The 21,063-nt window shown below is 66.8% G+C and carries 16 protein-coding genes; 10 read left to right on the top strand and 6 right to left on the bottom strand.

Annotated elements, in window-relative coordinates:
• Positions 1-326: 326 nt before the first annotated feature.
• A complete protein-coding gene (locus tag C1878_RS11355; protein WP_241963713.1) occupies positions 327-995 on the bottom strand; it encodes a TetR/AcrR family transcriptional regulator in 669 nt (222 codons plus the stop codon).
• A gap of 216 nt (positions 996-1,211) precedes the next feature.
• Here C1878_RS11355 and C1878_RS11350 point away from each other — a divergent pair, with 216 nt between their 5' ends.
• The 3 genes from C1878_RS11350 to C1878_RS11340 all read left to right on the top strand — a co-directional run bounded on the left by C1878_RS11350 (position 1,212) and on the right by C1878_RS11340 (position 5,537).
• Positions 1,212-3,185, top strand: coding sequence for an MDR family MFS transporter (locus C1878_RS11350; RefSeq protein ID WP_114601735.1), 1,974 nt, complete (start codon positions 1,212-1,214; stop codon positions 3,183-3,185).
• Between the two features lie 262 nt (positions 3,186-3,447).
• On the top strand, positions 3,448-3,975 hold the full coding sequence (locus C1878_RS11345) for a PadR family transcriptional regulator (RefSeq protein WP_114601734.1): 528 nt from the start codon (positions 3,448-3,450) through the stop codon (positions 3,973-3,975).
• 119 nt (positions 3,976-4,094) lie between these two features.
• The gene (locus C1878_RS11340; protein WP_114601733.1) at positions 4,095-5,537 is read left to right on the top strand and encodes an MFS transporter; all 1,443 of its coding nucleotides are present in this window, start codon (positions 4,095-4,097) and stop codon (positions 5,535-5,537) included.
• Here the strand turns inward: C1878_RS11340 and recN are convergent.
• Entirely contained in the window at positions 5,534-7,252 is a 1,719-nt protein-coding gene (gene recN, locus C1878_RS11335) for a DNA repair protein RecN (protein ID WP_114601732.1), read from the bottom strand. The two genes, C1878_RS11340 and recN, sit on opposite strands and share 4 nt — an antisense overlap.
• 325 nt (positions 7,253-7,577) lie before the next feature.
• Between recN and C1878_RS11330 the strand changes: the two genes are divergently transcribed.
• Positions 7,578-8,903 (top strand): MFS transporter, encoded by a 1,326-nt coding sequence (locus tag C1878_RS11330; RefSeq protein WP_114601731.1) that lies wholly within the window; start codon positions 7,578-7,580, stop codon positions 8,901-8,903.
• 45 nt (positions 8,904-8,948) lie between these two features.
• Here the strand turns inward: C1878_RS11330 and C1878_RS11325 are convergent, their stop codons facing one another.
• Complete coding sequence (locus C1878_RS11325) at positions 8,949-10,994, bottom strand: leucine-rich repeat domain-containing protein (protein ID WP_241963712.1); 2,046 nt, start codon at positions 10,992-10,994, stop codon at positions 8,949-8,951.
• Between the two features lie 115 nt (positions 10,995-11,109).
• Here C1878_RS11325 and C1878_RS11320 point away from each other — a divergent pair, with 115 nt between their 5' ends.
• Together C1878_RS11320 and C1878_RS11315 are read left to right on the top strand one after the other, a co-directional pair.
• Positions 11,110-12,660, top strand: coding sequence for a VWA-like domain-containing protein (locus tag C1878_RS11320; protein WP_114601730.1), 1,551 nt, complete (start codon positions 11,110-11,112; stop codon positions 12,658-12,660).
• A 37-nt stretch (positions 12,661-12,697) separates the two neighbouring features.
• Positions 12,698-14,221 carry an ATP-binding protein gene (locus C1878_RS11315; RefSeq protein ID WP_114601729.1) on the top strand — a complete coding sequence of 508 codons (1,524 nt, stop codon included), beginning with the start codon at positions 12,698-12,700 and terminating at the stop codon, positions 14,219-14,221.
• Between the two features lie 132 nt (positions 14,222-14,353).
• On the opposite strand, the gene C1878_RS11310 is transcribed toward C1878_RS11315, so the two are convergent.
• Positions 14,354-15,124 (bottom strand): MerR family transcriptional regulator, encoded by a 771-nt coding sequence (locus tag C1878_RS11310; protein ID WP_114601728.1) that lies wholly within the window; start codon positions 15,122-15,124, stop codon positions 14,354-14,356.
• Positions 15,125-15,316: 192 nt separating this feature from the next.
• On the opposite strand from C1878_RS11310, the gene C1878_RS11305 reads away from it, so the two are divergent.
• The 4 genes from C1878_RS11305 to C1878_RS11290 all read left to right on the top strand — a co-directional run bounded on the left by C1878_RS11305 (position 15,317) and on the right by C1878_RS11290 (position 18,864).
• The gene (locus C1878_RS11305) at positions 15,317-15,634 is read left to right on the top strand and encodes a type II toxin-antitoxin system Phd/YefM family antitoxin (protein ID WP_114601727.1); all 318 of its coding nucleotides are present in this window, start codon (positions 15,317-15,319) and stop codon (positions 15,632-15,634) included.
• 2 nt (positions 15,635-15,636) lie between these two features.
• Positions 15,637-15,957: a type II toxin-antitoxin system RelE/ParE family toxin gene (locus C1878_RS11300; RefSeq protein WP_114601726.1), complete on the top strand. Its 321-nt coding sequence runs from the start codon at positions 15,637-15,639 to the stop codon at positions 15,955-15,957.
• 324 nt (positions 15,958-16,281) lie between these two features.
• Positions 16,282-17,238 (top strand): histidine decarboxylase, pyruvoyl type, encoded by a 957-nt coding sequence (gene hdcA, locus C1878_RS11295; RefSeq protein ID WP_114601725.1) that lies wholly within the window; start codon positions 16,282-16,284, stop codon positions 17,236-17,238.
• Positions 17,239-17,358: 120 nt separating this feature from the next.
• Complete coding sequence (locus C1878_RS11290; RefSeq protein ID WP_114601724.1) at positions 17,359-18,864, top strand: basic amino acid/polyamine antiporter; 1,506 nt, start codon at positions 17,359-17,361, stop codon at positions 18,862-18,864.
• Positions 18,865-18,937: 73 nt separating this feature from the next.
• Here C1878_RS11290 and C1878_RS11285 read toward each other — a convergent pair whose 3' ends face one another.
• Together C1878_RS11285 and C1878_RS11280 are read right to left on the bottom strand one after the other, a co-directional pair.
• Positions 18,938-20,239, bottom strand: a complete 1,302-nt coding sequence (locus C1878_RS11285; RefSeq protein ID WP_114601723.1) for a radical SAM protein — start codon at positions 20,237-20,239, stop codon at positions 18,938-18,940.
• A gap of 26 nt (positions 20,240-20,265) precedes the next feature.
• Positions 20,266-21,036 (bottom strand): molecular chaperone, encoded by a 771-nt coding sequence (locus C1878_RS11280; RefSeq protein ID WP_114601722.1) that lies wholly within the window; start codon positions 21,034-21,036, stop codon positions 20,266-20,268.
• Positions 21,037-21,063: the final 27 nt, after the last annotated feature.

The raw sequence follows: 21,063 nt of genomic DNA, 5'->3' as shown, positions 1-21,063 counted from the left end.
TAAGTTGTGGCCCGTACTTTAGCACACGGGAGTGGGAGGCTGTCAAGAACTTTTTTCGACGCAACGCGCCAACTGCGGCGCGGCGCCCTGCAACCTAGCGCGTCGGTCACGGCGCCAAGGCCGCCTTTTTGGACGAGTCCCGCGCAAAACCGCCATCGGCGTGCGCTCGGGGCAACGGCTTGATTAGGTTCCCATCGCCCGCGCCTCGTCGCAACGGTCGGATTGGCCCCCTTCGCCCGTCCGCTCGCCCATTGTTCGTTTTGGGAGTCATCGCGCCGGGCGGGCAGCAGCCCGCCCCTACGAAGGGCGGCCGTCATCGCAGGTCGTCACGAAGGTCGATCGTCCCCCGCCGAGAGGTACGCCATGATGAGCCGGCGGGTCTCGGCGGCCGTGGGCGCCGCCTCGCCGCATACGTGCAGCATGGAGCGCGTGCGCGCGAGGCCGATGGCGGTGGACGACGCGACGAGCGCCTCCTCTTCCACCGAAGCGCCCGCGAGCATGCGGCGTTCGGGATGCTCGTCCAGATACGAGCCGAGGGCGGCGGCGATGGAGCGCTGAACAGCCAGCAGGTCGCGCTGCCCGTGGAAGAACAGCTGCGGCATGGAGCGAAGCGCCTCGCGGCGCAGGCTTTCGATCTTCTCGTCCACGCCCGCCGTGATGGTTGTGCCCACCACCCCGACCAGCACGTCGAGATAGCACACCTCGTCGTGCTCCTCGAGTATCTCCACCAGGCGCTCGTCGTCGGGGAACGCGTCGAGCCGACCCATGATGACCGCGGCCTTCGACGGGAAGTAGTTGAAGAACGTCTTCTTGGATATCTCGGCCCGCGCGCAGATGTCTTCCACGGTGACGCCGTCGTAGCCGCGCTCGATGACCAGCTCCAGCGCGGCGCGCTCCACCGCAAGGCGCGCCTTGAGCTTCTTGCGGTACCGCAGGCCCTCCGGCGACGGGTTCCCTTCCGACAACGTCTGCTCCTGCCCCTGCTTCGATTCCACGATACGCGCGACCTTTCGAGTTCATGATGTGCGGTTTCCGTGCAGCGTACCACAACTTTTGTTTCTATCTCTTTTCATTTACCGAATGAATATTTATACTGAGTGTAAATTGATTCAATCGGATGCGAACCGAGCGTCTTCGTAGGCGGGCTGCGTGCGGCCCTTCTCGAAGGCGCTTTTGTTCGCGGCATCGAAGCATCAGGAGGAAGCACCTACATGGGTCTTACGCGCAAACAAATCATCATGCTGGCCGTGCTCGTGTTCGGCACGTTCGTCACCGTGCTCAACCAAACCGTCGTGGCCCCCGCCCTGCCGTCGGTCATGACGGAAATGAGCGTGGACGCCTCCACCGCCCAGTGGCTCACCACCGGGTTCACCTTGGTGAACGCCATCATGATCCCCATCACGGCGTTCCTCACCGACCGCTTCACCACCAAACGGCTGTTTTTGGTGTCCATGGTCATCTTCACGCTGGGAAGCTTCTTGGCGGGCTGGGGGCCGAACTTCGTCGTGCTGCTGGGCGGCCGCCTCGTGCAGGCCGCCGGCGCCGGCATCCTCATGCCGCTCGTGATGACCGTGCTCATGTGGACGTTCCCCGTGGACAAGCGCGGCACGGCCATGGGCCTGTTCGGCATCGTCATCGCGTTCGGCCCGGCCATCGGCCCCACCGTGGCCGGCGTCATCATCGACCGCTACACCTGGCACGACATGTTCTACATCATCACGGCGCTGTCGGCCCTCGTGGTGCTCATCGGCGCGTTCGTGCTGCAAAAGGGCGGCGAGACGAAGAAGGACGTCACGCTCGACGTTCCCTCCGTCGTCCTGTCGTCGTTCGGCTTCGGCGGCCTGCTGTACGGCCTGTCCACCATCGGCTCGTTCGGGCTGCGCGTCGACGCCATCGCCGGCACGCTCGTGGGCGTGGTGGCGCTCGTGTTCTTCTTCCGCCGCCAGTTGAAGATGGAAAAGCCCATGCTGCAGGTGCGCGTGCTGCAGAACCGCAAGTTCCTGGTGGCCACCATCATCGGCATGCTCGTGCAGGGCGCGCTGCTGGCAGCCGGCATCTTGGTTCCCATCTACCTGCAGTCGCTCATGGGCTACTCGGCCACGGTTTCGGGCTTGGTGCTTTTACCCGGCGCCATCATCATGGGCGCCATGGGACCCATCGCCGGCCGCCTGTTCGACAAGCACGGGCCGCGCGTGCTCAGCCTCATCGGCATGGGCGTGCTCACGGTGACCACGTTCTGCTTCGCGTTTTTGGGCACGGGAACAGGCATCCTCACGCTCACCGTGCTCTACACCGTGCGCCTGTTCTCGCTGTCGCTGGTGAACATGCCCATCACCACCTGGGGCATGAACGCGCTCGACAACGAGCTGGTGAACCACGGAACGTCGGTCAACAACACGTTCCGCCAGGTGGCGGGCTCGCTGGGCACGGCCATCATCGTGTCGGCGTCCACCATCGCCACGAACATGAACACCGAGAGCATGGGGTCGCTCCAAGCCAGCATCTTCGGCATCGACGTGGCGTTCGCGTTGGCCGGCGTGCTGTGCCTCATCGGATTCGTGATGGTGGTGGCGCTGGTGAAGAACAAGCCGGGCGAGGCCGCGGAGAAAGACAAGGACAACTCGCGCCGCACGGTGCTGGAATCCATCATGAAGCGCGACGTGTACACGCTGCCGGCGGACGCGACCGTGGCCGAGGCCATGCAGCTTCTGGTGGACAAGCACATCAGCGCGGCGCCCCTCGTGAACGCCGCCGGCCAGGCCGTGGGCTTCGTGTCCGACGGCGACATCATGCGCTACCTGTCCAAGCGCTCGCAGATGCTCATGGACCCGGTGGTCATGATCATGCAGACGGTGGACGCCGACGCCGACAACAAGGACTTCGCCCGCAAGCTCGAGGCGCTCATGGGCATGCCGGCCACGAGCATCGGCTCGAAGGGCATCATCGGCGTGGACGTGCACGCCGACTTGCCCGAAGTGTGCCGCGTGCTGGGCGAGAACCATCTGAAGAAGGTGCCGGTATTGGACGAAGGCCAGGTGGTGGGCGTGATCAACCGATCCGACATCACCCACTTCTCCATGGAGAAGTACCTGGAGGAGCGCGGCGAGGACGGACGGGCCAAGCTCGAGCGCGCCGAAGAGGCCGCCGCGCTGCCGGACGACGAGGCCGTGGCATCTTCGATTTAGCGAGGGGCGCGCCCAAGAGCAATCGATGGGAAAACGAGGGCATCGCGCCCTCGTTTTTTTTGCGCGCGTACGCCGTGCGTCGCGGGGCGACCGGTTTTCCGCTGAAGAAACGTTCGTCCCGTTCGAGCGCTTTGCGGAACGTTTGGCCCGTTTCCGCCTTCGCCGGAACGGAGCTCTGGAGAGCGCCCCTACAGGATTCTCCCCTTGCTTTTCATACTATCAGTGATAGTATATGCCACGACAGAGACCGAGGAGGCGAACGATGGCAAGCCATTCGATCGAGATCATGATTCTGGGCGCGCTCATCGAGCGTCCCATGAGCGCGTACGAGATGGACAAGACGATGGAACAGCGCAACGTCCGGCGCTGGATACGCATCAGCTCGCCCTCGGTGTACCGCAACCTTATTCGCCTGTGCGACGAGGGCTGCGCCGACGGCACGGTCGTCAAAGAGGGCGAGATGCCCGAGAAGACGGTGTACACCATCACCGACAAGGGACGCGAGCGGTTCGCCGAGCTCATGGACGAGGCGGCGGCGCTGCCCGCGCGGGTGGACTTCGGGTTCCTTCCCATCTTGGCGAACATCACCCTGGTGAGCGAGGATACGGGGCGCGCCCTGATCGACGAGCTTGTCGAGACGCACCTCGGCACGGCGGAACGCGTCGACGGGATGATCCCCTCTTACGACCGCATCGAAGCGCGGGCGACCATGGAGCTGTGCTCCGCCACCTACCGCCTGGTGGCGGAGCATCTGGAACGGTTCAAGGAGGATCTCTACGGCAAGCCTTGAAACGAACCCTCGCCTCAAGCGTCTGGCAGCGGGAGGGCTCGATGACGGAAACCGGTTCGCCCGGTTTCTTTTTCAACTAATAACTATCACTGATAGTAGTATTTAAGATAGGAGATAGCATGAACATGCAGAACAAACCCTTCCCTACAGGGGCGGTGCTGGCGGGCCTCGCTTTGAGCCTGTTCATGGCGGCGCTCGACGCCACCATCGTGAGCACGGCCATGCCGCGTATCGCGCAAAGCCTGAACAGCTTCGATCATTACACGTGGCCGTTCACCACCTACCTGCTCACCTGCACGCTGGCGACCCTGCTGTGCGGGGCGTGCTCGGCGCGGTTCGGGCACAAGCGGGTGTTCGCCTGCGGCATCACCGTGTTCGCCGTCGCCTCGGTCTGCTGCGCCCTGTCGAGCAGCTTGGACGCGCTCGCGGCATGGCGCGCCGCGCAGGGCGCGGGCGGCGGCTTGGTGGAGGCCGGTGTGTTCATAGCCATGGCCGAGCTGTTCGAGCCGCGCGTGCGCGGGAAGTACATGGGCATCCTCTCGTCCATGTACGGCCTGGCCAGCATCGCCGGGCCTCTCGCAGGCGGGCTCATCGCCGACCTGGCCGGTTGGCATTGGATATTCCTTGTCAACCTGCCCCTGAGCGTGATCGCGCTCGTGCTGGTAGTGCGGTTCCTTCCGGGAAAGCAGGCGCACGCGTCGCGCTCGTTCGATGTTTCGGGCGCCGTGTGCGCGACGGCCGTCGTCGTTCCGCTGACGCTCGCGTTCAGCCTCACGGGGAGCGTCTTTTCCTGGTGGTCGGCGCCGTTCTTCGGGCTGCTCGCGCTGGCCGCCGCCATGGCGGTCGTGCTCGCACTGGTCGAGCGCAGCCGCGAGCACGCCATCGTCCCCGTGTCGTTTTTCGGTCGCGCGCAGATGAACGGGGCGATAGCGCTGGGATTCTGCGCCCAGTTCGTCCTGCTCGTGGGCGTTATGTTCGTGCCTAGATTCGTGCAGGAGGGGCTCGGCCTGTCGTCGACCGCCTCGGCGCTGGCCACCATCCCCATGACGCTCGCGTTGGTGGTGGGGAGCACGTTGTCGGGAAGGATCTTCGGCGCAAACGGGAGAATGCGGGCTATCAGCCGCGTGGGGTTCATCGTGCTGGGCGCCGGGGCGCTGCTGCTATGCCTGGTGGACCGCACCACCGGCATGGTGCAGCTCGCGTGCTCGTCCGCCGTGCTCGGATTCGGCATCGGGGCGAACATGCCCATGACGAACATCGCAGCCCAAACCGCCGTCGAACCGCGCGACATGGGGAAGGCGACCTCGCTCTCGCTGTTCTTCCGCGGAATGGGAGGCACCGTGGGATCGGCCGCATGCGGCGCGGCGGCCGGCGCGTCGTTCGTGAATAGCGCGCTACCCGTGTTCGCCCTGTGCATCGGCGCGGCCGCAGTGGGCACCGCCATGACGCGAACGCTCCCCCGCCGTATCGAGCGGAAAGGGGCGTCGCCGGGGGCGCCGAGCCGAGAAAGCTCGGCCGCTCGAGCACCTGAGGCCTCGAAGCCGGCGGAGATCCCAAGCTAGCCGCGCAGCGCGCCCTCCAGCATCTCGCGGGCGTGGGCGAGGGATGTTTCGGTGGCATCGCCGGAGAGCATACGGGCGATCTCGGCGGGGCGCTCGTCTGCGGCGAGACGGCGCAGATCGGTCTCGGGCATGCCGCCCGCGCCTTCGACTTTGCGCACGACGTAGTGGGCCTCGCCGCGCACGGCCACCTGCGCCAGGTGCGTCACCACGATAACCTGGTGCGTGCGCGCGAGGTCGGCCAGCACCTCGGCCAGCGCCACGGCGGTCGAGCCGCCCACGCCGGCGTCCACCTCGTCGAACACGAGCGTGTCCACGTCGTCGGTGGAGCCCAGCACCACCTTGATGGCCAGCATGACGCGGCTCACCTCGCCGCCCGACGCGATGCGCGCCAGCGGGCGCGCCTGCATGCCGGGGCCGGGGCGGAACAGGAACTCTACGGCCGAGGGGCCCGTTTTCGTCCACTGCTCGCGATCGAGAGGCGCAAGGTCGCACACGAGCCGGGCCCCTCCCATCTCCAAGCGGTCCATCTGCGCCCCCACCTCGTCGGCGAAGCGGGGGGCGGCGTCGGCGCGGGCGGCGTCCAGCGCGCGGGCGGCGTCGGCAAGCGCGACCTCCGCCGCGTCGACGTCTTTTTGCGCCGCGCGCTCGCGCTCGGCGGCGTCGTCCACGAGCGAAACGAGGTCTGCCGCCTCGGCGCGTCGCTCCAGCACGTCGTCCATGCGCGGGCCGTACGCGCGCATGAGCCCCTGCAGCGCGGCCATGCGCTCCTGTTGCTGCGCGAGCGTCTCGGGGTCGAACTCCACGCCGTCGCGGTAATCGCGCGCCTCGCGGGCCACGTCCTCCAGCACGTAGCCCACCTCGCGCAAGGATTCCGCATAGGCGCCGAGCGCCGAGTCGAAGCGCGCGCCGCCGTCGAGGGCCGACACGGCGGCGTTGAGGGCGTCGATGGCCCCGTCCTCCCCCGCGAGCGCCTCGTGGGCCGCGTTCGCGGCGGTCGCCAGCGCTTCGGCGTGCTCGACCTTCGCCAGATCGGCGGCAAGCTCGTCGTACTCGCCTTCGTGCGGATCGACCGCGTCGATGCGGGAGAGCGTGAACCGCGCCTCGTCCAGCTTGGCCGACGACGCTTCGCCGGCCTCGCGCACGCGCGCGAGCTCCGCGGCGGCGGCAGCAGCCGCAGCGAACGCCCCCTCGTACGCGGCGCGCGCCTCGGCCACGGCTTCGCCGGCCCAGGCGTCGAGCATGCGCACGTGCACGGCGGGCCTCATGAGCTGCTGGTGCTCGTGCTGGCCGCACAGGTCGATGGTGGGTGCGATGGCGCGCGCGAGCTCCCCCACGCTCGCCATGCGCCCGTCGAGCGTGACGCGCGAGCGGCCGTCCGCCGTGACGCGGCGCGCGGCCACGAGCTCGACGTCGTCCGCGCGGTCGTCCCCCGACGCCTCTGCGGCCGCAGCGGGCGCCTCGGCGCAGGGCGCGTCGGAATCCTCTGCGACCGCAGCGGGGAACGCGCCGTAGAACCGGCCCGACACCGCGAGCGCCTCGGCGCCGTCGCGCACGGCCTCCTTGTCGGCACGCGCGCCCATGAGCAGTTTCAACGCCGAGAGCAACGCCGTTTTGCCCGCACCGGTCTCGCCCGTGAGCACCGTCAAGCCCCGTGCCGGCTCGAGCGCCGCCTCGCGGATCAGCGCAAGGTTCTCAACCTGGATCTCATCGATCATCGCGCACCTCTCTTGCCTGCAAAACAGCTTCGGAGCCATCAAGTATACCAGCGGCGCCGAACGCGTGAAAGGCGATTCGGACAACCGTGCGAACCTTGCGCAAACCCAACGAAAACCCAACGCCCCTCGAGCGGTCTTCCGACGTTTGGCGCTTTTCCGCCAACACGCGGTGCGTCGAGGCGAATTCCGCATCGGATTTACCTTGTTTCGGCCCCCGCAACCAATAATTGCGGCGTTTGCCTATTGGAATCGGTGGAGGAAACCGCACCGCAACCTCACGATGGGCAGTGTCGAAAGAGAACCGAGAACCGCAAGGAGAACCAGCATGAGCACGAATCCTGAGAACAACGACGCCTCTCCCGCCACCGCCGTGGGCGGACGCCCGCTGCCGCGCCGGTGGCTGGCCGTGGTGGCGACCGTCTGGGTGGGCTTCGCCTTCACCAGCTTCGCCAGCATGGCCGCGAACTACGCCGCCGTTTGGTACGTCACGGAATCGACGGGCAGCCCGCTCGCGCTCGCCTTCGTGTACGTGTGCGCCTTCCTACCCGTGGGACTGCTGTCTCCCTTGGGCGGCGTGATGGCCGACCGCTTCAACCGCAAACGCATCATCATCGTATGCGACCTGTTCATAGCGGCCGTGGCCCTGATCATGGGAACGTGCATCGCGCTCGGGCACGTGTCGCTCGAACTCATCTTGGTCTTGGTGTGCGCATGCGGCGTGGGCCAGGCGTTCCGCACCCCCGCGTTCAATTCGGCCATGCCGCTCATGGTGCCCGAGAAGCACCTGCTGCGCATCAACATGCTGGACAACCTGCTGGGCAGCTTCTCCATGATAGCCGCTCCGGCGCTGGGCATCTTCCTGTACACGACCATCGGGTTCCAAGCCGTGCTGTTCCTGAACGCCGCCGGCGCGTTGGCCTCGGTGGCCGCCATGCTGTTCGCCCGCATCCCCACCGTCGTGTCGGAAGAGACCGTCAAGCAGAGCGCACGGCAGAACGTCGTGGAGGGCTGGCGAGCGCTCGTTTCCAACAAGGGGCTGCTCGCGCTCGTGCTCGCCGTGGTGCTGGGCATGATGGCCTACGGGCCCATCGACTCCATACTGCCGCTCATGGTTGCGTCTCACTTCGGCGGCGACGGCTATATGGCCTCGCTGGTGACGGCCGTGTTCGGCATCGGCATGCTGGCAGGCTCGCTCGCGCTCATGGCGCGCGGCGACGCCAGCCGGCTGACGCGCGTCATCGTGGTGGCGGCGCTCGCGGTGGGCGCGGCCACCACGGTGGGCGGCCTGCTGCCGTCCGGCCTGTTCCCGGCGTTCGTGGTGGCGATGGGCCTCATGGCCGTGGCATGCGCCTGGTTCAACGGACCTCTCATGACGCTTCTGCAGAAGAACGTGGCCGAGGACAAGCTCGGTCGCGTGATGGGATTGCTGTCCGCGCTCATGGGGCTGGGCATCCCGTTGGGCACCGCGTTGGGCGGGGCCCTGGCGGAGGGCATCGGCGTGACGAGCTTCTTCGTGGTCGACGGCGTGTTCATTTTGGGAATCGGCATCGTGGCGGCCCTGCTTCCCAGCGTGAAGGCGCTCGACGCGGCGGAGACCACTGAGGACGTTGCTCCAGTCGAGCGCGAGAAGCCCCTCCCCGCCGTCAAGTAAAATGTCCCAAAAGGGGACAGTCCCCATTTGGGACATTCTAGGATGCTATAGCGCGAAGCGGCTGCGAGCGGAGGGCGCAGGGCCACCAGCCTTCCCGAACTGCGTGGTTCGTTTGCGGTGCTCCTCCATGAGGTAGATCACGCAGTCGGTGCGGTTGGCGGCGCGCAAAAGCTCGATCTGCCGGTCGAACGTGCGCTCGTCGATGAAGCCGGCGTCCACGAGCGCCTCCACCATGGCGCGGTCGCCCTCGCGTGCCACGCGCTCCTGGGCTTCGCGCTCGTGCTCGCGCAAGTAGGCTGCGAGCGCCGCCCGCGTCTCCGAAGACAAGCGGTAGGGAACGGCCAGGCGATGCAGCACGGCGCCCAGCCGGTCGGGCAGGTTCTTGCCCGACCGCAGCAGCTCGTCGTAGCGCTCGAAGTCGAACGGAACGGGCGGCGCATCCGGGCAGGTGCCCGCCGCGACCCCCTCCCCGACCGCAGGCGCCCCGTCCAACGACTCCCCCACGAAGCAGCTGAGCAGCTGGTCGGCCGACACGTGCACGACGGAGCCCGTGTGCTCCAGGCGGCACACGGCGTACTCGAAACTGCCTTCGCCCACGGCGCCCACGCTCGCGGGGATGGGAACGGGCCCCTCCAGCGCCCGCGACCAGAAGCAGTGCGCGCCGATGGAGCGCAGGCCCTTGGGCAACGCGAGGCGCTTCGTGCCCCGGCAGGCGTTGTCGCGTTCGACGACGCGCACCGTGTCGGGCACGACGAGCGTTTCCGGCGCGAACGGCAACGCACGGACGCCTATGCGCACGAGCGGCCGTCCCTCCACTTCGCGCGGCAGCACGAGCGCATCCCTCGGCGCGGCAGCGGGGCGGGAAGCCGCCCCCGCCGATGACGCCCCGTCCGCATCCGCCGCCTGCAACCCGTCGCCCTCCGCGCCCTGCCCGCGCGCGGCCGCCGCCCGTGCGGCGGCCTCGACCGCGAACCGCTTCGAAACCGAGGTGGGCGCCGGCGGACCGGCCACGAGCACGGCGCCCACGTCGTCGAAGTCGTACCAGCATCCGTCGAGTTCCACGGCGCGCGGGCCGGCCAGGCGCACGCCGCGCTTGGCCAGCGCGCGGTGGGCGGCCGTGCGCTGCGGGCAACGCCATACGGCGTCGTCCCACGCCTTCGAATCCACGCGGGCGAGCGAAGCCGGAAAGTCCACGACCGACGGCGGCTCGCACCCTGCGGCGAACGCGGCCGCGCCCACCCGCTCCACGCCGTCGGGAAGCACCTCGTGGGCAGGATAGGGCGATGCCAGAAACAGCAGCTCGGCTCCCCCGTCGGCGAACAGGCTGCCCTCGCGCGCCGAGAAGCAGGGGTTGCGCGCGTCGACGGAGTACGCGCGCCGCGCCAGCCGGGGCGACACGCCCGCCAGGTCGCACGGCTGCTCGCCCAGCACGCGCACGCCGCGACCCAGATGGATGCGCTGGGCCGACAGCGCCAAGAACGCGCCGGCGCCGATGCTCTCCACGGTGTCGGGCACCGCGAGCACGCGCACCCCCACGCCTTGCACGAGCCGCCGCGCGAACGCCTCGGCCGTCACGCGCACGACGGGCACACCGTCCACGAACGCGGGAAGGCGGACGACGAGGCCGTCGTCCCGTCCCGCCGCCTGGGCAAGCCGGCGCAGATCGACGCCCACGAGCGCGTACCCGTCCTCGTCCTGCCGCACGCGCAGCGCCCCGCGCAAACCGTCGTCCATACGCTCGAACGCGGGCACGGGGGCTGGCACGCCGTCGCCTTGCCGCTCGGTTGCGCGCGCGAGCAGCCGCTCCCGCTCGTCGTCCGCAAGGCCCATGCCCAACGCGCCCACGACCAGCAGGTCGCCGTCGACCCCGCCCCCGTCGGAACCATCCCCGCAGCCGCCCACCTCGACCCGCGTCGACCAGTCCTGGTACGGCAGCAACCGAGGCGACCACACCTCCCCCTCGGCGGCCTTCGCCGCACGGACAACCTCGACGTCGCGCGCGTCCAAGCTGGGAGGATTTTTGCTCACCTGATCAACCAAAATGTCTACATCGGTTGTCGCATCGTAAAACACCAGCAAATTCCCGGTCATAATATTGTGCGACCTCCCAAAACATATCGGCAACGTATCTGTTTACCACGCGCAGCCCCCATGCTACACTGCGGACGGAGGCAAAGGCAAGCGTCAACGTCCCGAAGGAGCGACCATGGCCGCCGAAGCCGTCGAACCGCTTGCCCGGCAAGCGCTCGACCTTGCGAAGAACGCGCTGCTCGTGAACCTGCGGTTCATGAACGCCGCCTTCGCGCGCCTCGCCCCCCTGCCCGTGCCCGGCTCCACCCTGGCCACCGACGGCGCGCATCTGCGCTACGATCCCGCAAACCTCGCGCGCTCCTACGCCGCCGAGCCCGCGTCGCTTTCGCGGGCCTATCTGCACGTCGTGCTGCACAACGTGTTCCTGCACCCCTTCGCCGGCGACGGCGTCGACGCCGCCCTCTGGGACGCGGCCTGCGACATCGCGGTGGAGCGGACCATAGCCGAGCTCGACCTGCCCGCAACCCGCACCGCCCGAGCCGCCCGCCAGCACGCGACGCTCGCACGCGTCGACGCCGCGCTGCCCGTGGCGACGGCCGAGACCGTCTACCGCTACCTGGCCGACGAAAGCCTCTCCGCCGAAGAGCTCGAAGACCTCCGCGCGCCGTTCTTCGTCGACGACCACGAGCCCTGGCACCGCCCCCGCGTCGCCGAAAGCGCCGGGAACGCGGACGGAGGCGACGGCCGCGCCGAAGAGCAGGAAGGCGACGCGGTCGCGCCCGCGGCCGGCCCGGCGGAGAACGGCACCGACGCCGACCTGCCGCCCGACGCGGCCGCCGCCAAGCGCAGCCACGCGTCGCAGCGCGGCATGGACCCCGCCGACATCGTGCAGAAGCAGGCTCCCGAGAACGCCGCGCGCGCCGCAGGCGAGCGCTTCGCCGACACCGTGAACCTCGACCGTTCCCGCGAGCAATGGAAGAACGCCGCGCTGGAGATGGGCGTGCAGCTGGACGCGTACGCGAAGCTCTGGGGCGTGAACGGCGCGAACTTGGCCATGAACCTGCGCGCCGTGACGCGCGAGAAGCAGGACTACCGGGAGTTCCTGCGCAAGTTCGCCCGCATGGGAGAGCAGATACGCGTGAACGACGACGAGTTCGACTACGTGTACTACTGCTACGGCCTGGACACGTACGGCAACCTGCCGCTCGTCGAGCCACTGGAGTACGTGGAGGAGAAGCGCATCCGCGACTTCGTCATCGCCATCGACACCTCGGCCTCCACCAAGGACGGCCTCGTGCGCCGCTTCATCGAGAAGACCTATGCCATCCTCGAAGCCGAGACCAGCTTCTTCGCCGACATGAACGTGCTCGTGGTGCAGTGCGACGCCGCCATCGCGGACGTCGCCCGCATCGGGTCGCCGGCCGACCTCGAAGCCTACCTCGACGACCTGGAGATCAAGGGGCTGGGGGGCACCGACTTCCGCCCCGTGTTCGCCTACGTGGACGCCGCCGTGGAACGCGGCGACCTGACGAACCTGGGCGGACTCATCTACTTCACCGACGGCCAGGGCACCTACCCCGCCCGCAAGCCCGACTACGACGCGGCGTTCGTGTTCGTGGACGACGCCACCGCCGCCGCGAGCCCGCCCGTCCCCACCTGGGCCATGAAAGTGGTTCTGGACGAGACGATAGCACTAGAGGAATACCGGCAAGGGAAAATGTCCTAATTGGGGACTGTCCCCAATTAGGACATCAGGAGGAACCATGGACATCCAGCAAGCGAAGCAGCAGATCAAGAACGCCATGCTCGCGTACTTCGCGAAGGACGAGTTCGGCAACTACCGCCTGCCCACCGAGCGGCAGCGCCCGGTGTTCCTGCTGGGCGCGCCGGGCATCGGCAAGACGGCCATCATGGAGCAGATAGCGCAGGAGCTGGACGTGGGGTTCGTGTCGTACTCCATGACGCACCACACGCGCCAGAGCGCGCTCGGCCTGCCGTTCATCGCGAAGAAAACCTACGGCGACGTGGAGTACGACGTGTCCGAGTACACCATGAGCGAGATCATCGCCGCCGTGTACGACGCGATGGAGGACACGGGGCATCCCGAGGGCATCCTGTTCCTCGACGAGATCAACTGCGTGTCGGAAACGCTCACGCCGGCCATGCTGCAGTTCTTGCAGTACAAGGTGTTCGGGCGCCATCGCGTGCCGGACGGTTGGATCGTGGTCACGGCCGGCAACCCGCCCGAGTACAACCGCACGGCGCACGACTTCGACATAGCAACGTGGGACCGTCTCAAGCGCATCGACGTGGAGCCCGACTTCGCGGCCTGGCGAGCCTTCGCCGTGGAGTCCGGCGTGCACCCGGCCGTGCTCACGTACCTGGACATCGAGCGCGACCACTTCTACCGCGTGGAGACCACGGTGGACGGCAAGTCGTTCGTCACGGCGCGCGGCTGGGACGACCTCTCGGCCATCTGCAAGCTGTACGAGGAGCAGGGCATCCCCGTCGACGAGCTGCTGGTGGGCCAGTACGTGCAGAACGCGGAGATCGCGAAGCGCTTCAGCGTGTACTACGACCTGTTCTCGAAGTACCGCGCCGACTACCAGATCGACCGCATCCTGGCGGGCGAGGCCGACGAGGGCATCGTCGAACGCGCCCGCGCGGCCGCGTTCGACGAGCGGGTGTCGCTCATGGGGCTCGTCACCGACGCGCTGGGAGGGCGGGTGCGCGACGCCGTGCTGGAGGAGAAGGCCGTCGCGTTCGCCCACGGCAGGCTCGCGGCGATGAGAAACGCCCTGGAGGCCGCGGGCGCGTCCGACGTCGACGCCGCCGACGCGCTGCCGCTCGTGCGCGAGGAAACGGCCGCCCTCCAGCGCCGTTTGGACGCCGAGCGCAAAAGCGGCCTGCTCTCGGACGAGAAGTACCTGGCCTACGAGCGCACGCTCGCGCTGCTCGACCGCGCCCAGCGGGTCGATGCGGCAGGGAGCATTTCGTTCTCGCAGGTCAAAAACCTGTTCGACGAGACGGTCGACGCCCTTGACGCGCGCATCGCGGATGCGTCGGCGGCGCTCGACCACGCCTTCCGCTTCGTGGAGGACGCGTTCGGCGAAGGCCAGGAGATGCTGCTGCTGGTGACCGACCTGTCCGCCAACCGCTACGGCATGGCCTTCATCAACGACCACGGCTGCGAGCGCTACTTCGCCCACAACGAGGCCCTCCTGTTCAACGAACGAGGCTCCGACCTGGCCGACCGCATCAACCAACTGGATCTGAGCGAGGGATAGCGCCCGCACGTCGGCTCGATGGCATTGTCGCTCGAAAGCCTTGTTTTTTCTTGGGATACCACGGCTTTCGAGCGACAATACGTCCCGCCGCTGCGCAAAAGCGACGGGACGCAGCTGAGCGCGTCGGACCCCTTACGCGCAGTACGCCTTGACGGCGTCGCGGAGGAACTCGGCGGCTCCGGGCGCCCAGGTCTCGTAGTAGGCTTTGAAGCGCTCGTCGGCCACGTACATCTCGGCCATGCCCGCATGCGCCTGCTTCGAGTACGTGCCGTCCTTCCAGAAGGCGCACAGCCACTGGCGATGCAGGTCGGCGGCGCGCTGGGCGTCCTCGCCAGCCGGGTCGCCAGCGACCATGCCGGTCAGCAACGCTTCCTTGATCTGCGCCTCCAGCTCCTGGGTGCGCCGGTACTCCTTCTCGCTCATGCCCATCATCTTCGCGTTGCTGGCGTCGACGGCCTCGTCGCCCCAGCGCTCGCGCACCTCCGCTCCGTACGTCGCCTCGTTCTCGTTCACGAGGCTCTGCTTGAACGCCTCGAACTTCTCTTCGTCTTTCATCGGTTCGCTTCCTTCCATGCTGGCGAGCGTTTTCTCCACGCTCGCGATCAATCCTTCCAAACGCTCCCGGCGGGAGCGCAGTTCGCGCAGGTGGCAGGCCAGCGCGTCGCACGCGTCGAACGACGGGTCGTCGAGCAGCCGCTTGATGTCGGCCAAAGCCATGTCGGCCTCGCGGTACAGCAGCACCTGCTGCAAGCGGTCGACCTCCTCCGGCCCGTACAGCCGGTATCCGTTCTCCGCGCGTCGCGCCCGCACCAGCCCCAACTCGTCGTAATGGTGCAGCGCACGCACCGTGCAGCCCGACAGCTCGGCCATCTCGTGCACCGTGTAGGTTCTTCCACTGGCCATCCTGCGTTCCTTTCGCCTTGCGCACAGACAGAGCCGCTCCCGGGTTTCAGCGCTCGCTTCGTCGTGCAGGCACAGCATACGCCCTCACGCTACGTGAGGGTCAAGGCTAAAAACACAGCTTTTTCAATGCTGTGCATTACTTTATTATGCATGGTATTATGTTTTGAATAAAGTACATCGAAAGGAACCGTCATGCCAGCACTTGCCGCGCCGCTTCCCATCATCAGGCCCATCACCGACCTGCGCACGCAGCTCAACGACGTGTGCACGCAAGCGAGCGAAGCGCAGGAGCCCATCGTGCTCACCAAAAACGGCGTGGCCTCGTTCGTCCTCATGGACAGCAACGCGTACGAAGCGGCGGAACGGCGCAACCGCATCTACCTTGCGCTGCGCGAGGCGGAAATCGAGGAGCAGTACCGCCCCACCGCCCTTACCGCCGAGGAATCCGACGCGAACATGCGCGAGATATTCGCGCTCTGGGGCCTCGACTACGCGTCGAGCGGGAACTGACCATGCTCGATCTCGCATGGAGGCCGCGCGCCCACCTCGATAGAGAGTCGATCGCCATCTACTTGGGCCTCGAATGCAAGAACCCCCGGGCAGCCCTTGCCGCGATCGCGCGCATCGATGCCGCCATCGACCACGTGCGCGCCTTTCCCGACGCCGGAGGCCGCTTCGCCATGGAGGGGTTCCACTTCAAGGAGTACCGCACGGTGCTGGCGAGCCCCTACACCGTCTACTATCGCTTCGACGATTCGACGCTTACGGTGTACCGCATCCTCCACCAGCGCCGAGACATCGACACGTACGCCCTCATCGACCTCCCCGAATAACGCTCGGGGCACCGCGACCCCCAAAAGCCCCTTCCCCTTCCTCGTCCGGCACCTCGCACGACGCGTCTCGGCGCCCATCCTTATCCCGCATACGGTCGTTGACACAGCTTTTCTCCCCTCATCTCAATCGTTATGGTGTTGATACCATTACCCCGCGCGAACGGCCGTCGCGCGCGAAAAATCAACGCCCTCCTTTCACGCCGATGACTTCCGGGTTTCAGGGAAAACACGGCTCGCCGTCGAAACCACCGTGCGAAACCCATCATGAGCGGAGCGCCCTACAATCACCGCTGAAAACCGTTCCCATCGAAAGGAGACTCCTCAATGAAGAACATCGAGGAACGCAGGAACCGCACCATCGCCCGGGAGGCCAACTACCACGCCAGCATGCGCGCGCCGCACATCGACAAGACCGCCATCAGCCCTTACGACGACTACAGCGACGGCTACGGCATGCCCGGCGCCTACGGCAACGGCTACGTGTCGGTGCTGAAGGTTTCAGCGGGCACGGTGGAGAAGACCAGCGACGGCCTCATCGACCGCATCGTCACCTACGACAAGGCCGAGACGGCCGACGCCTACATCGGCCAGATCAACATGCTCACGGCCTCGTCGTTCTGCGGCATGGCCGGCCAGGTATGGGGCTACGACCTGGCCCGCCACGACGATATCGCTTCGGGCAAGAGCAAGCCGCTGTTCACCGAGAAGCAGTTCGACGGCAGCAAGCTCAAGGTGTTCGACGCCGCTCCTTTGCTGAACGCCGGCATCGAGCTGTTCGGCACGGCGGACAACCGCCGCTACCATCCCATTCCCGGCGCGCACACCATCTGCGCGAACAAGGGCGTCACGGCCTACCGTCCGAAGAAGGACCGCGCGCTGAAGGACGGCGAAGGCTACGGCGTGTGGTCGTTCATCGCCATCTCGCTGTCCGCCGACCGCGACTTCGCAGCCGACCTGTTCATCGAGGACGCCGGCATTTGGACGAAGAACGACAACGAGAAGGACATGGTGGCCTTCCTGGAGCAGCACCGCAAGGAGATCGTCTGGTCCGTCGTGGAGTGCGGCCGCGACTCCAACGTGCTGTTCGACCGCACCTACGTGGGCTTCGCGCACCGCATGATGAAGCCGGGCGAGATCGGCAACGCCATCACCGTGGGGCCCTACATCACGCTCGCCCGAAACGCCGTGCCCACGACCGGCTTCGACTCCCTCAACAACATGAACCTGTCCGACTGGCTGAAGGAGATGGACTTCAAGTCCCTCACGAGGCTCTCGAAGTAACGGCAACGGGGACCGCTCTCCCCGCATGAGCGCATCGGCCGGACGGCCGAGCGCGCAATCATCGGCAAAACGCGCGTCCGCCCTTCGCGGGCGCGCTCTTATTCGACAAGGACTGGAATCATGGCAGACAAAACCACATCCAGCTCCAGCGCCGCGTCGGCGAAGGCCCAGGACAGCACGAAGAAGGTTGGCCTGATAGGCCTCGTGGGCATCGTCATCAGCGCCATGATCGGCGGAGGCATCTACAGCCTCCCCCAGAACATGGCGCAGGACGCCTCCGCAGGAGCCATCATCATAGCCTGGGTGGTGACGGGCATCGGCATCTGGTTCATCGCGAACACGTTCCGCATCCTCTCGGCCGCCCGCCCGGAGCTCACGAACGGCCTGTACACCTACGCAGAGAAGGGCTTCGGCAAGCTCATCGGCTTCTTCGTGGCCTACGGCTACTGGATCTGCAACTGCTTCGCCCTCGTGGCTTACTCCGTGCTGGTCATGGCCACGCTCAACTACTTCGTGCCGGACTTCACGGGCGGAAACAACATCCCGTCCATCATCGGCGGGTCCATCATCACCTGGGTCATGTACCTGCTGGCCCTGCAGGGTGCGAAGCAGACCAGCTTCCTGAACATCATCGGCACCATCGGCAAGCTGCTGCCGGTGGCCATCTTCATCTTGGCCGTCGCCACCGTGTTCAAGCTCTCCGTGTTCATGGAGGGTTTCTGGGGCATGCACGGCACCATCGACCTCAGCTTCACCTGGGACAACGTCATGCCGCAAGTGCAGGCGACGATGCTCGTCACCCTGTGGCTGTTCTTGGGAATCGAGGGCGCCGTGGTGGTGTCGGGCAAGGCGAAGTCGCAGGCCGCCGTGCGCAAGGCCACGACCATCGGCTTCCTGGTCACCCTGGCGCTCTACATCATCGTGTCGCTGCTGCCCCTGGGCGTGTACTCGCAGGCCGACATCGGCACCATGGCCAACCCGTCCATGGCCGCCATCATGCTGGACAAGTTCGGCAAATGGGGCGAGATCATGGTGAACGCCGGCGTCATCATCTCGGTCTTGAGCTCCTGGCTCGTGTGGATGCTCATGCTGGGCGAGATGCCCCTGGCCGCCTCGAAGAGCGGCATCTTCCCCAAGGCGTTCACGAAGGAGAACAAGAAGGGCTCGCCGTCCACGTCGCTTCTGTGGACCACCATCGTGGTGCAGGCGGTGCTGCTCATCTCGTTCTTCATCGGCAGCAACGCCTGGACCACCATGATCAGCATCACCAGCGTCATGGCGCTGCCCTGCTATCTGTTCTGCACGCTGTTCCTGTTCAAGATAGCCATAAAGAAAGAGTACCCCCAGGGCATCTTCGCCAGCCGCAACATGGCCGTGTTCACCGGCGCGGCGGGATCGCTCTACGGCCTGTGGCTCGTCTACGCCGCCGGGTTGAACTACCTCATGGTGGCGTGCATCGTGTACGCCATCGGCCTGCCGCTCTACATCGTGGGCGTGCGCCAGCACGACCCGAAGGCGAAGCTGTTCGCGAAGACCTCCGACAAGGTCATCGTGGCGGTGGTGATGGTGCTGGGCATCGCCGGCCTTATCTACTCGGTCGTCACGTTCGGGCACGTCAAGATCTAGGCGCACCCGGATAGAACGCATCCGTTGCGCCGGAAGGACCGGGACCGCCTCGCGACGGTCCCGGTCCTTCTCGCTAGGAAAGCTCTCGCACGGCCACTTCCCGCAGGTAGAGGTCGGGGCAGGCCGCGGCGCGACCCGCCTGCGGCTCGCGCTCCTCCACCACGTTCACGCTCTCGCCCAGAACCGCCGCGGGGACGGCCTCCCGCAGCTCGTCGACCCAGTCGCTCGGGAAGGCGATGCTCGGCACGTCCGGGTCGTACCCGTAGCCGTCCAAGCCGACCGCATCGGCCCATGAGCGCACGAGCTCCGCATCGTCGCCGAAGGCCTTCGCGCATTTCAGGAACCGGTCTCCTTCGTCCGCGCGCATCCACGGATAAGCCTGCCGCAGGGCCGGATCGGCAAGATAAGCCTTGTTCTGCTGGAATATCTGCCCCGTGTTCTTGTTGTCCGAGCTGCAATAGTGGATTCCCAGCTTCAGGCCTTCGCGATGGGCGAATTCCAGAAGCTCCAGGGCCTCGGCCTCGCTCCCGGCAACGGGGATCCCGCCGCCGTACCAGTAGTTGTACAGGAACGTGAAGGGGCGCTTGCGCAGCTCGAAGCCGCGTTTGGTGAACTCAGCGGCGTTGTGCAGGGGGAAGCAGAACTCCAGCAGGTTGACCCCGCTGATGCCGATGGCGTCCGACCGCCGCAGCAGGTCCTTCATCTCGGCGAGCGAACCCGGTATCACGGGCACCTCCACCACCACGTCGGGGACCACGCCCACCGCCTGTTCCATGAGCTCGTACACGCGGTCCTGCCCGTCGTCGGAGTCGGGGGGCTTGATGCTGAAGCGTATCTCGGAGAGCCCGCTTTCGGCAAGAGCCCGCAGACCCGCCTCGTCGAGCAAATCCCCGCTCGTGTACAGGCGCGTGTGGACGCCCGGGTACAGCTGGGCGGCACGTTCGAGGAAGGCGTTCACCCGGTCGGGGTACAGCAGCGGCTCGCCGCCCGTTACGGCAAGGCAGCGGAACCGGGCCCCCGCGGCGTGCGCCTGCTCGAGCTCGGCCACGATGTCGCGCGCATGGCCGAGGAAGTACTCGTAGTGGTCTTGGTTCGGATTGAAGCAGAAGTAGCAGTTCTTCGTGCACCTGAGATCGACGAAGAACGTCGCCGTCTCCTCGCCGGTGCGGCAGGCCAGGCACGCGGGCGATATCCAGTTCCGCCACAGCGAGGCGGCACCGTTCTCGCAACGGCACCCGCACGATTCCGCCGTGCGGCTGCGCGCTTCGCGGGGGCAGGTTTCCGCGCGCTCGAACGGAACGCCGTACTCCTCGACCGCGGCCTCGAAATCCTGCTCGGCCTCGTCGAACGCCCGCGCGTATTCCCTGAGATCCACGCTGCCCCTCCTGTCGAAACGCCCGTCTATTTCCCGGCCAGCTCCTTCTCGAGCCTGCCGACCATCTCGTCGTCCAAGCGAACGAACGCCGCCATGCCGGCCGCGAACGCGGCGTAACACCCGTGGACGTCTTGCTCGACGACCTTGTCGGCGAACAGGTCGACCCAGTTCAGCACATGCCGCTCGGCGAACCGGCGCTGCGTCGCGAGCGTCCGGAGCACCTCGTCGTCGCAACCGTCGGCAAACGCCTCGTACGCGCGCTGGCCCATGCAGCCTAGGTAGTCCATCATAGCAGCGATATGGTCGTCGGGGAAACGCTTCTCGGCCCGCAGCTTGAACCCGGCGTCGTGGTAGAACGATCGCACGTCGAGCGTGCTCTCCTGGAACACCATGGATTCCTGGCCCGTGTAGGGAGACTCCCACAGATGCACGTAGCGGTCGCCGGGCACCTGGAACAGCTGGTCGTAGTCGGTCCGCAGGCCATCGACGAACCCGTCGGCCAGCGCCGGGTCGGCCGCCTCGCGTCCGGCTATCTCGATGCGGGCGATCACCTCGTCGACGCACGCGGCCAGGCTGCGACCGGTCGTGCCCAGGGGGCGCGCCGCAAGGTCGGCGAAGTCGTCTTGGGCGAGCGTTTCCTTCACGTATGCGAACGAGGCCAGGGTCTCCTGGCCGACCATCGAGGAAACGACGTCGCTGCTCGGCCGGCCGCCGAACACGACGTGCAGCAAACGGTACAGGTACGCCCGGCGGGCGAGCATCATCGCTATCGCGCTTTCGCGCTCGTTGTTGGGCATAACGGCTCCTGTCTTACGCGGCCGCCG

Origin of the sequence: Gordonibacter sp. 28C (assembly GCF_003339845.1) — a bacterium.
In the GTDB taxonomy this organism is placed as follows: domain Bacteria; phylum Actinomycetota; class Coriobacteriia; order Coriobacteriales; family Eggerthellaceae; genus Gordonibacter.
This window is presented reverse-complemented; position numbering and strand designations above follow the sequence as displayed.